Here is an 11318-nt window from a genome sequence, read left to right as displayed (position 1 = left end):
GGCATATACTTTACAGACCCTTACTATCAAAGAGAATACTGGACCAGAACCGAAGCAGAAATCGTTGACAAAAATGTTTATTACATAGCACCTGAAACAAAAGAAGTAACTATAGTAGCATCAGAATTTGTGCAACCAAATGGCATTATTGGAACTCCCGATGGTAAAACACTTTACGTTGCCGATATCGGCGATAAAAAAACATATTCCTATACCGTTCAAGAGAATGGAACCTTAAGCAATCGTAAACTATTTACAAATATGGGCTCTGATGGCATGACAATAGATAATAAAGGAAATATCTATTTAACAGGCGAAGGTGTGACCATCTTCAATTCTAAGGGAGAGTTTTTACAGAACATACCTGTTCATGAAAACTGGACAGCAAATGTAACTTTTGGTGGTAAAAATCAAGACATATTGTTTATTACGGCTATGGGATCTGTATATACCCTACAAACGAATGTTCGCGGTGTCAGGTATTAGAAAAAAACATAATTAATGAGCATATAAAATCACTTTATTATTTGCTTAAATAGCATATTACCTTGAATTCGTGACATAGTCAAATTCAAGAAGTGTTGACATTTACATAATTCCACACCGTAAATTATCAATAACACAACAAAGTCTTTTGAATATTCATAATTCCTCGATTTTAATTATCTTAAACGACTTAAAATCTAACCAAACTATGATTACGTATATTTTTGAATTTATTGGGACTGCCATGTTGATTCTAATTGGTAACGGCATTGTTGCCAATATTGTTTTGAAGGGGACAAAAGGAGCCGATGCGGGATGGACAGGCATTTCTTTAGCTTGGGGTATTGCAGTATTTATAGGTGTGTTTATTTCTGCCGATGCCAGCGGTGCTCACTTAAACCCTGCCGTGACAGTTGCACTTGCCGTTGCCGGAAAATTCACATGGGCATTGGTACCAGGCTATGTTGTTGCGCAAATTTTAGGTGCCATGATGGGTAACTTTTTAGTATGGCTCAATTATAAAAAACAATATGAAGCTACAGAAGATACCGATGCTATTTTAGCAACCTTCTCCACTTCACCAGCTATTAAAAGTCCGTTTTGGAACTTGATGACTGAAATCATCGGTGCTTTTGCACTTGTTTTTGGGGTATTCTATATTGCCAGTGGTAGTATGGGCGACAGTGCTGTATCTTTAGGTTCTTTAGACGCACTACCAGTAGCTTTATTAGTAATGGGTATTGGTTTTGGTTTGGGCGGACCAACCGGCTACGCCATTAACCCTGCTCGTGACTTTGGCCCGCGTTTGTTGCATGCCATTCTCCCTATTAAGAATAAAGGAAATAGTAATTGGGGCTATGCATGGGTACCAATTATTGGTCCTATTATTGGAGGAGTATTGGCAGCTCTATTATACATGTTTATTGAAACAATAAAATAAAAAAATGAAGCATCTTATATTACTTACTTGTATTTTTATATCTATGAATGTACTTGCCCAAAAAATGGTTGACCTACCTTATGAAAAAAGTGCCGATGTAACATGGCCTACAGCAGAACGAGAATATTACTCTGACATTTGGGAAAATGAAGTAGTCTCCAATGTCTCTGTACCTAGACTAGAAATTTTTGAAGCGGACACACCAAACGGAACTAGTGTAATTGTTGCGCCTGGTGGTGGACTTTACGGTTTAAGTATTGAAAGTGAAGGTAGATCTGTTGCTAAGTGGCTTAACAAACACGGTATAACCGCTTTTGTATTAAAATACAGATTAGTGCCTACGGGTATTGATGGTATTAAAGAAATTACAGATGAAGGTGCTACCAACCCTGCAAAAATTGGAGAGCGTGTTACTCCCGTTTTACCACTTTCTGTTGCAGATGGTCTAGCTGCAATTACCTATGTAAGAACAAATGCCAATGAAATGAAATTAGACCCCAACAAAATTGGGTTTATGGGCTTTTCAGCAGGTGGCGCGGTTGCCATGGGCGTCACCTTTAATTATACCAAGGCAAACAAACCAAATTTCATAGTACCTATTTATCCTTGGATGACGGTTATAGGCGAATATAATGTGCCAAAAGATGCACCACCAATGTTAGTGATTTGTGCCACTGATGACCCATTAGGATTAGCCAAGCCAAGTGCAGATTTATATTCCGCCTGGTTAACAAATGGAAAAAATACAGGAATGCATATGTATTCTAAAGGCGGACACGGATTTGGAATGAAAAAACAAAATCTGCCTTCTGACAATTGGATAGCTAGATTTCACGAATGGGCATTGACGGAAGAATTTACCGAAGCCGCAAAAAAATAATAACATGTTTATAATATCACCTCTTTCAAATAACTTAATAAAAACAGAAATACTAACCTTTTTTGCAGTGTTAGTTTCACTATCAAGCCTTGCCCAAACAGAAAATGTATTTACAAACGAGGTAAAAGATATCACTGCTAAATATGACAGTATTTGGGATTCAAGTAAAGAGACCATCGTTTTCACAGGAAGTTCAAGTGTACGATTATGGCGTAAATTAAAGGAAGAATTTCCAAAACATCAAATTGTAAATAGTGGCTTTGGAGGTTCACAAGCATCAGATTTATTGCTATTTACAGATGAATTAATATTAGCCTACAATCCAAAAAAAGTATTTATTTACGAGGGTGATAATGATTTATGGTCAAAAAAAAGTCCTAATGATGTTCTTAATACCACCACAGAGATCATCCGTCGAATAAAAGCTAAAAATGCATCTACACAGGTTATTTTAATATCGGCAAAACCAAGTATCAGTCGATGGAAAATCAGAAATAAATACAAAAGGTTAAATAGAAAAATGAACCGTTTTGTTAAAAACGACCCTAACCTATTTTATGTAGACGTTTGGAAACCAATGATGAACAAACGAAAGCTAAAAACCGATATTTTTATTGAAGACGGACTTCACATGAACCAAAAAGGTTACGATATTTGGTATGAAGCCATGAAAGATTTAGTTAACCAACCTTAATTAAAATGATAAAGACCTTCTGTATTCGAAGTCTATTTTTTGCAAGCTTAATAGTACTGTTCATAGCTTGTACCGAAGAAAAGAAAGAACGAATTGCTATGCCGACGACCGACCTGTCTAAAGCTAGTTTGATACCAAAGCCTTTAAAAACAATACCCACCAATTCCGCTTTTGCCTTAGATCAATTTACTGCAATCTACACTTCTAAAAATGCCACTGGTTTTGAAGAAGTAGGTACATTTTTAGCAGATAAATTAAAAGACAAAATTAATCTTACTATTCCCGTAAACAGTGAAGGCGCCAATACGGTAGAAAGGGTAATTTACATTAACCAGAGCGATAGCACAGATTTAGCAACGCCAGAGGGCTATCAGCTATACATTAATCAAGATTCTATTATAATTAATTCTAACACCGCTGAAGGTGCCTTTAGAGGTATACAGACACTAAGGCAATTGGTACCCTTAAAAAGTAACGACACTTTAGCCTTACAGAAAATATGGCCCGTACCTTCAGGTAAGATTATTGACAATCCTAACTTTGCATATAGAGGTTCTATGTTAGATGTGGCACGACACTTTTTCAGCGTAGAAGATGTAAAAAAATATATTGATCTATTATCATATTATAAAATCAATGTCTTGCACCTACATTTAAGTGATGATCAGGGCTGGAGAATTGAAATTAAATCTTGGCCCAAACTAACAGAAGTTGGGGGCAGCACCGAAGTTGGCGGTGAATCTGGTGGGTTTTACACTCAAGAAGATTACAAAGAAATAGTGCGTTACGCAGCAGAAAGGTACATGACCATTATCCCTGAGATTGATATGCCTGGTCATACCAATGCGGCATCAGTATCTTATCCATTCCTTAACGGAAACGGGAAAACCCCTAAATTATATGAAGGCATGCGTGTTGGTTTCAGCACATTTGATACTCATAAGGATACGGTATATACTTTTATAGACGATGTAGTTAGAGAAATTTCTGCCATAACACCAGGACCGTATTTTCACGTTGGTGGAGATGAAAGCCATGTAACTAAAAAGAAAGACTACAAATACTTCATCAATAAGGTTGAAAAAATAGTACAGAAGCATGGTAAACGCATGATTGGCTGGGATGAAGTTGCTATAGCAAATGTAGATTCTACCTCAATTTCCCAATGGTGGGCAAGTGAAGAGAATGCTAAAAAAGCGGTAGACAAAGGAATGCAGATTATAGTTTCGCCTGCTAAAAAAGCTTATTTAGATATGGAGTATGATACTTTATCTAAATTTGGACTTCACTGGGCAGCATATATACCTGTAGATACCGCATATATTTGGACACCTGAAGAATACGGAATTCCTATGGAAAATATTCTAGGTGTAGAAGCTCCACTTTGGTCTGAAACAATTAGTAATATAGATGAACTTGAATATTTGGCTTTTCCAAGAATTATTGGTTATTCTGAATTAAGCTGGAGTATTAAAGAGAATAGAGATTGGGACAACTATAAAAAAAGGCTAGCAGAGCAAGCTCCTTTTCTTGACCGAATGGACGTAAAATACTACCCATCTAAACTCATAGATTGGAAAAAAAGTGATTACACCTACAAAACTATTAGTAAAGACTAATCTTTAAAAAGACGCTAAAAAAGCTTTGATTGAAATCAATCAAGGCTTTTTTTATGAATCAACAGATTTTGAACTTACTTTAGATATTATAGAATTTAATTCTTTAAAGTTTAATGGTTTTTCTAAATATTCCATTACATTTTCAAAAGTTCTTACTCTTGCTACGTCATCTTCTCTAGATGAAGAAGTTGCTATTATAACAGGTACATTGGTACAAAAGTTTAACTTTCTAGTAGCTTCCAAAAAATCCCACCCATCTAATACAGGCATATTAATATCAAGGATGATGACATCCGGACAGTTGTTATTTTTCAAGTATTCTAAACCTTCTTGTCCGTTCAATGCTATAGAAATGTTTTTATATCCAAATTTCTCAAGGTTTGTTTTTGCTATGAAGTTAGTTACTTCATCATCTTCAATTAATAATATTTTGATCATGGTATTTAGTTTTATTAATGTTTATATTAAAATATGATAGTTATTTCAGTTCCTTTATTTACTTGACTTTTTACCTGTATACTGCCCCCGTTATCATTAATTATAGAGTTAGTTAAGTATAAGCCTATACCTAGCCCCTCTACATGAGTATGCATTCTTTTAAACAATGTAAAAATCTTATCAGATAAATCTTGATTAAAACCAAGACCATTATCCCTAAAAACCAGCTGTGTTTTGCCTTTTACAATTTTAGTTTCAACCTTAATGCTCAATTTTCTTTTAGGATGTCTATATTTTAAGGAATTAGACATAAGGCTATCTAAAATTTTAGTTAATTGAGCTTGATTATAGTGTATTTGAGGACTACTAGAAAAATCTTCTTTTATAATTGTTCTATATTCTATAATTTCTTTTGAATGCATACTTTTTACACTAGCCATAGTATCTGAAAAGCTTACATCTTCCTTTGTATCGTTAAAACTAGATTTTATAGCAATAACCATATTTAAGGCTCTAATTTTATCGCACATTACTTGAGCAACCGTACTAAGCTTATCAACTAGCGGATCCATGCTATCTGTGGTAGGGTTTACTTCCTTCATCATTTGAACCAAACTCTTTAAGTTAGTAAGAGGAGCCCTTAAATCATGAGCGGCAACATAAGAGAATTCCTCTAACTCTTGATTCTTCTTTTTTAAATTTGTGTTGACTTCCTTTAAAGAGTCCTGAGTTTTCTTTAATTTTTCAATTGTACCGATAACATGAGTTACGTCTAGTGTAGTAATACCCAAATAATCACCTATTTTAAAAGCTTTGGACATAAACTTACTCTCTGCAAATTCACCTTTGAACAATAGTTCATCAAAACCAATGGTTACACCAGTGTCAATAACATTCCTGTAAGCGTCATACCTTTCTGTATCTTTTAAATATGGAAACAAATCAAGAATATTTTTACCAATGAAATTTTCCTTTGTAATACCCATGGTTGAAATAGCAGCTTCATTAACATCTACAAAATCCATGTCTTTATTTAAAATCACAAAGGGTGAATATGATTTGTTATAAAAAGCACTCTTTAGTTCACAGTCAATTCTATAATCGCTTACACTCATATCAATAAAATTTTGATTGTCTTATAATTCTTACTCCAAATTTGCAGTATTATAAATCTTATTTTTATCAATCATTGATGTTTGAAAGAAAGGTGTCGGTGAAAGGCTAAAAACTATAGATGAGTAACTTAAGTAAATAGTAAAAAAGCCTAATCCTAAGTTTTAAACAAAAAAAAAGCCCATAAGGGCTTTTTAAAATTTAATACTGTGTAAAAAATACTATTCTTCGCCAGCAGCTTCTTCAGTTTCTACTTCTTCAGTAGAAAAATCAGTTATATTATTATCGGTTAATATATTGTACCACTGAATTACTTTTTTGATGTCACTCACATACACACGATCTTCGTCATAATTAGGTAGTACCTCAAAAAAGTATTCTTCTAATTTAATTTTCTCTTCTTTGTGCCCTATAGATGTTTTACCTCCATTTTCTTTTTCCTGTATTTTTTTAAATACATCTCTTAACGGCACTTCCTCTTCTAAGGTATAAATTGCAATCTCAGATAATACACTAACACTACTACGTAAACTTACCGTAATTCTTTTACCGTCTAATAAAGACTCTGCAACGAAGCCAGTTCTGGTCTGTGTAATTAGTTTGTACAAACCTGGTTTTCCTGCAACGGATAAAATTTTCTCTAACCCCATAAACTCTTTTAAAATTTTAAAGTGGACAAATATTACACTTTTCTATTAATAATAAAGGCATTTTAACGTCCTTTTTTCATCGCAGGAAATTTCATACGATAGTCTACGTTAACCTTACCTTTAGATATACTAGTTAATCTACCCTTCAACATTCTCTTTTTTAAAGCTGATAATTTATCGGTAAACAACACTCCTTCTATATGATCATATTCATGCTGAATAACGCGAGCCAAAAGACCATCGAAAATTTCTTCATGCTCTTTAAAATTCTCATCTAAATAAGTAATTTTTATAGTACCTTTTCTACTTACATCTTCACGAACATCAGGTATACTAAGGCAACCTTCATTAAATGCCCATTCATCACCAGTTTCTTCTTCAATGGTCGCATTGATAAAAACTCGTTTAAAACCATCTAATTGTTTTTGCTCATCCTCAGTTAAATCTTCATCACCTGAAAAAGGGGTAGTATCAACTAAAAATATACGAATTGGCAGCCCTATTTGTGGCGCAGCAAGACCTACACCACTAGCATTATACATGGTTTCCCACATGTTAGCAATCAAATCATTCAGTTTTGGATAATCTTTATCAATATCATCCGCTACTTTTCTTAATACGGGATCACCGTACGCAATAATGGGTAAAATCATTTATACTGTTTTTAAAAAATCTTGTAAAATAATCGTTGCACTTATTTCGTCTATAAGTGCCTTGTTCTTTCTTTGTTTCTTCTTTAACCCGCTATCTAACATCGTCTGAAAAGCCATTTTAGATGTAAAACGCTCATCATGCCTTTTAATAGGAATTGATGGAAATTTCTCTGCCAGTTTTACTAAAAATGGTGCAATATGCACTTCAGATTCAGACGCGGTATTATTCATCTGCTTGGGTTCGCCTACTACAATAATATCAACATTTTCGCTAGAAACATAGTCAGATAAGTACGTAAAGATTTCAGGAGTATTAACAGTAGTTAAACCAAATGCTATCATTTTCATATCATCGGTAACTGCTAGCCCAATACGTTTTTCTCCGTAATCAATTGCAAGAATTTTTCCCAAACTAAATTTTTGGCAAAAATAAAGGATAATTTGTTATATGTGCCGTTGCAATCGGGTAATTAATGTACTTCAACTTATATTTGAGGAAATTTTATGAAAATGACAGAATTAAGAGCTCAAATAGAAAAAGCATGGGACAATAGAGACCTTTTAAAAGAGTCTGCAACCCAAGATAGTATTAGAGAAGTTGTAAACCTTTTAGACTTAGGAGAGTTGAGATGTGCCCAACCAACAGCAGACGGATGGCAAATCAATGAATGGGTAAAGAAAGCCGTAGTTATGTATTTCCCTATTCAAAAGATGGAAACTTTAGAAGCTGGTATTTTTGAGTACCATGACAAAATGCCATTAAAAAGAGGATACAAAGAAAAAGGAATTCGTGTTGTACCTAATGCCGTTGCAAGACATGGCGCATATATTTCTGCTGGTACTATTTTAATGCCTAGTTATGTAAATATTGGAGCATATGTTGATGAAGGTACTATGGTAGATACGTGGGCAACCGTTGGTAGTTGTGCACAGATCGGTAAAAATGTGCACCTTAGTGGAGGCGTTGGCATTGGTGGTGTTCTAGAACCATTACAAGCTTCACCGGTTATTATTGAGGATGGTGCCTTTATAGGTTCTCGTTGTATTGTTGTAGAAGGTGTTAGAGTTGAAAAAGAAGCTGTTTTAGGTGCTAATGTGGTATTAACAATGAGTACTAAAATAATCGATGTTACAGGTGAAACTCCTGTAGAAACAAAAGGTGTTGTACCTGCACGTTCAGTAGTAATACCTGGTAGTTACACCAAAAAATTCCCAGCTGGTGAATTTCAGGTACCATGTGCTTTGATTATTGGAAAAAGAAAAGAAAGTACAAACAAAAAGACATCATTGAACGATGCACTTAGGGAGTATGATGTAGCGGTTTAACCAACAATTATATTTAATTTTGATTTTTAGTTAAAATTAAAATTGTGGCGGGAAATAAATTTTTGGTGATTCAACAAAAGATGATTGGCGATGTACTCAATAGCACGCTAATATGTGAACATCTAAAAATTCATTTCCCCGATGCCACTATACACTATGTCATTAATGAGCATACATTGCCCGTTGTTGAAGGTAACCCCTTCATTGATAAAATCATACTTTTTAAAAAAGAGTATAAGAAAAGTAAAAGCAAATTCTACAAATTTCTAAAGAGTTTTAGAAAAGAGGAATATACTGCAGTTATTGATGTGTATTGCAAAACGGAAAGCAATCTAATCAGCTATTTTTCTAAAGCGAAAACTAAAATTTCTTACGAAAAGTGGTATTCAAAATTTATATACACAGACTTATTCACCTACTCTAAATCTACTGATACCGAATTGGGTCTAGCGGTTGAAAATAGATTATTATTATTGAAACCTTTAATCAATAAATTAAAAGAAGAAAATTTAGCTCCAAAGATTTTTTTAAGAGAAGATGAATTAACGAAAGCTAAAGACCTTTTAGTGAATTCAAATATTGACTTATCTAAACCAACACTTATGGTTGGTATTAAAGGTAGTAGTGATGACAAAACCTATCCCTTAAAATATCTCGCGGAATTAATCAATGAAATAACCGATATTAAAAGTATTAATATACTTCTCAATTATACACCAGATCAAAAATCAAGTGTTCAAGAGTTGTTAAGTTACTGTTCTGAAAATTCTAAGAATTGTATACATGAAGAAATTTTTTGTAATTCATTGAGAGATTTCTTAGCATTATTAAAACTATGTAATGGATACTTTGGAAATGAAGGCGGAGCATCAAATATGTCAAAAGCTTTAGGCGTTCCAAATTTTGCGATTTTCTCACCTTGGATTTCTAAAGAAGCTTGGTTTACCTATCATAGCGACCCAAAGAACTGGGCTGTTCATCTTAACGATTTTAAGCCGGCACTCATACAAAACAAATCCAAAAAAGAAAGAAAGGAAAATGTTGAATTATTATATAAAGAATTTAATCCAGCACTTTTCAAGGACCAGGTCATAGCTTATCTTGAATCGCAAGTATCTTAGCACTTATTCATTATCAACACACTAATCAGACATAGGTTTTATTGCCTATTTAACAACCTATTCCTTAATTATTGTAGTTATCATAAAACTAAAAAACTTTTTGATAATTGAACGCAACCTTTCTAAAATGCACCCTCTTATAAACTGAACCTAGCTATAACACTGGATTTCAATTGCGTAAGAATTCTACTTCTTAACACAATTTTTTAATTCTTTTTTTGTTATAACTTTGTTCGCTCCGATTAGAGCGAAACTATCAAATTGGAAAATATGATTGCCACAAAAGAACAACTTACCGCTTTAGTGATTACGTATAACGAAATTGGCTACATTGAAAAATGTATCGAGTCTGTTTCATTTGCCGATGAAATTATTGTTGTTGATTCTTTTAGTACCGATGGAACGTTTGAATACTTAGAAAAACATCCAAAGGTAAAGGTCATTCAAAATCCGTTTGAGAATTTTACAGCTCAAAAATCGTTTGCTTTAAAACAAGCTAAAAATGATTGGGTACTATTTTTAGATGCAGATGAAATAGTTTCTGAAGCCTTACAAAATGAAATTACAGAAACAGTATCTAGCGATACTGACATAGCAGCTTTCTGGTTTTATCGTCAATTCATGTTCAAAAATGAAAAATTGAATTACAGTGGATGGCAAACAGATAAGAACTATCGCCTATTTAGAAAAAGTAAAGCTGTATTTTCTGATTGTAAAATTGTTCACGAAACATTGGACGTCGATGGAGCATCTGGCATTCTTAAAGAAAAGTTGACGCATTACTGCTACAAAAACTACGAAGACTATAAAAGTAAAATGTTGAAGTATGGCCGTTTAAAAGCTATTGAATCATTTTACAAAGAAAAGAAATTCAGCTACGTAATGATGGTTCTAAAAACCGGCTGGAAGTTTTTTAACCATTACATCTTGCGCCTTGGTATATTAGATGGCAAAAAAGGTTTTACCATTTGTTATTTAAATGGATTGGGCGTTTTGGAACGCTACAAAGAATTAAAAAGGCTGGAGCAGAAAAATGAATTAGCCTATTATTTGGTTATGCCATAGTGTGTCCACACACTTTTTTCCTTTTTAGTCGCATTTCTTATTCCCACATTTTTAGCAATAGATTCTGGTGTTTTATACCCTCTTTTATGATCTAAATGCACGCAAACCGCGCTATATCTTAACTGCTTAGATTTTATACCAAAGTTGAACAAACGTTCGCCCAGCTCTCTATCTTGACCGCCATACTGCATACGCTCATCAAAACCGTTTACATTTTCAATATCTTTTTTCCAACCAGAAGAATTATGACCGTTCCAGCTTGCATTAGTTGGAGTAACCCAATTCAATACTTTAGAAATAATACCCCGTGCAGTTAGTTTATTATTCTTAAAT

At 33.8% G+C, this 11318-nt stretch carries 14 protein-coding genes; 8 read left to right on the top strand and 6 right to left on the bottom strand.

Annotation, left to right across the window (positions count from 1 at the left end):
- The 5 genes from ABJI11_RS01910 to ABJI11_RS01890 all read left to right on the top strand — a co-directional run.
- Positions 1-486, top strand: a 486-nt coding sequence (locus ABJI11_RS01910) for an SMP-30/gluconolactonase/LRE family protein (protein ID WP_348348909.1), incomplete at its 5' end; no start/stop codon positions are given.
- Between the two features lie 178 nt (positions 487-664).
- Positions 665-1426, top strand: coding sequence for an MIP/aquaporin family protein (locus tag ABJI11_RS01905; RefSeq protein WP_348348911.1), 762 nt, complete (start codon positions 665-667; stop codon positions 1424-1426).
- A gap of 4 nt (positions 1427-1430) precedes the next feature.
- Positions 1431-2306, top strand: coding sequence for an alpha/beta hydrolase (locus ABJI11_RS01900; RefSeq protein ID WP_348348907.1), 876 nt, complete (start codon positions 1431-1433; stop codon positions 2304-2306).
- A gap of 4 nt (positions 2307-2310) precedes the next feature.
- A complete protein-coding gene (locus ABJI11_RS01895; protein WP_348348905.1) occupies positions 2311-3000 on the top strand; it encodes a GDSL-type esterase/lipase family protein in 690 nt (229 codons plus the stop codon).
- A 5-nt stretch (positions 3001-3005) separates the two neighbouring features.
- On the top strand, positions 3006-4619 hold the full coding sequence (locus ABJI11_RS01890) for a family 20 glycosylhydrolase (protein ID WP_348348903.1): 1614 nt from the start codon (positions 3006-3008) through the stop codon (positions 4617-4619).
- 51 nt (positions 4620-4670) lie between these two features.
- On the opposite strand, the gene ABJI11_RS01885 is transcribed toward ABJI11_RS01890, so the two are convergent.
- The 5 genes from ABJI11_RS01885 to ruvX all read right to left on the bottom strand — a co-directional run bounded on the left by ABJI11_RS01885 (position 4671) and on the right by ruvX (position 7884).
- Positions 4671-5057: a response regulator gene (locus ABJI11_RS01885; protein ID WP_348348901.1), complete on the bottom strand. Its 387-nt coding sequence runs from the start codon at positions 5055-5057 to the stop codon at positions 4671-4673.
- A gap of 26 nt (positions 5058-5083) precedes the next feature.
- Positions 5084-6172, bottom strand: a complete 1089-nt coding sequence (locus ABJI11_RS01880) for a PAS domain-containing sensor histidine kinase (protein ID WP_348348899.1) — start codon at positions 6170-6172, stop codon at positions 5084-5086.
- Between the two features lie 219 nt (positions 6173-6391).
- On the bottom strand, positions 6392-6820 hold the full coding sequence (locus ABJI11_RS01875; RefSeq protein WP_348348897.1) for a DUF5606 domain-containing protein: 429 nt from the start codon (positions 6818-6820) through the stop codon (positions 6392-6394).
- 62 nt (positions 6821-6882) lie between these two features.
- Positions 6883-7473 carry a peptide deformylase gene (gene def / locus ABJI11_RS01870; protein ID WP_348348895.1) on the bottom strand — a complete coding sequence of 197 codons (591 nt, stop codon included), beginning with the start codon at positions 7471-7473 and terminating at the stop codon, positions 6883-6885.
- Positions 7474-7884, bottom strand: a complete 411-nt coding sequence (gene ruvX, locus ABJI11_RS01865) for a Holliday junction resolvase RuvX (RefSeq protein WP_348348893.1) — start codon at positions 7882-7884, stop codon at positions 7474-7476.
- Positions 7885-7983: 99 nt separating this feature from the next.
- Here ruvX and ABJI11_RS01860 point away from each other — a divergent pair, with 99 nt between their 5' ends.
- The 3 genes from ABJI11_RS01860 to ABJI11_RS01850 all read left to right on the top strand — a co-directional run bounded on the left by ABJI11_RS01860 (position 7984) and on the right by ABJI11_RS01850 (position 10985).
- Positions 7984-8799, top strand: coding sequence for a 2,3,4,5-tetrahydropyridine-2,6-dicarboxylate N-succinyltransferase (locus tag ABJI11_RS01860; RefSeq protein WP_348348891.1), 816 nt, complete (start codon positions 7984-7986; stop codon positions 8797-8799).
- A gap of 44 nt (positions 8800-8843) precedes the next feature.
- Positions 8844-9920, top strand: a complete 1077-nt coding sequence (locus ABJI11_RS01855; protein ID WP_348348889.1) for a glycosyltransferase family 9 protein — start codon at positions 8844-8846, stop codon at positions 9918-9920.
- A 270-nt stretch (positions 9921-10190) separates the two neighbouring features.
- Entirely contained in the window at positions 10191-10985 is a 795-nt protein-coding gene (locus ABJI11_RS01850; protein WP_348348887.1) for a glycosyltransferase family 2 protein, read from the top strand.
- On the opposite strand, the gene ABJI11_RS01845 is transcribed toward ABJI11_RS01850, so the two are convergent.
- A partial coding sequence (locus ABJI11_RS01845) for a galactosyltransferase-related protein (RefSeq protein WP_348348885.1) occupies positions 10967-11318 on the bottom strand: 352 nt, incomplete at its 5' end. The two genes, ABJI11_RS01850 and ABJI11_RS01845, sit on opposite strands and share 19 nt — an antisense overlap.

Source organism: Maribacter sp. (genome assembly GCF_039968975.1).
Classification (GTDB): Bacteria; Bacteroidota; Bacteroidia; order Flavobacteriales; family Flavobacteriaceae; genus Maribacter.
Note: the sequence above shows the minus strand (reverse complement) of the source record. Positions and strands in the feature narration are given on the sequence as shown.

Coding starts and splice junctions, on each gene's coding strand:
- ABJI11_RS01860 (WP_348348891.1), top strand. CDS start 7,984: ATGACAGAATTAAGAGCTCAAATAGAAAAAGCATGGGACAATAGAGAC.
- def (WP_348348895.1), bottom strand. CDS start 7,473: ATGATTTTACCCATTATTGCGTACGGTGATCCCGTATTAAGAAAAGTA.
- ABJI11_RS01875 (WP_348348897.1), bottom strand. CDS start 6,820: ATGGGGTTAGAGAAAATTTTATCCGTTGCAGGAAAACCAGGTTTGTAC.
- ABJI11_RS01880 (WP_348348899.1), bottom strand. CDS start 6,172: ATGAGTGTAAGCGATTATAGAATTGACTGTGAACTAAAGAGTGCTTTT.
- ABJI11_RS01895 (WP_348348905.1), top strand. CDS start 2,311: ATGTTTATAATATCACCTCTTTCAAATAACTTAATAAAAACAGAAATA.
- ABJI11_RS01900 (WP_348348907.1), top strand. CDS start 1,431: ATGAAGCATCTTATATTACTTACTTGTATTTTTATATCTATGAATGTA.
- ABJI11_RS01850 (WP_348348887.1), top strand. CDS start 10,191: ATGATTGCCACAAAAGAACAACTTACCGCTTTAGTGATTACGTATAAC.
- ABJI11_RS01885 (WP_348348901.1), bottom strand. CDS start 5,057: ATGATCAAAATATTATTAATTGAAGATGATGAAGTAACTAACTTCATA.
- ABJI11_RS01890 (WP_348348903.1), top strand. CDS start 3,006: ATGATAAAGACCTTCTGTATTCGAAGTCTATTTTTTGCAAGCTTAATA.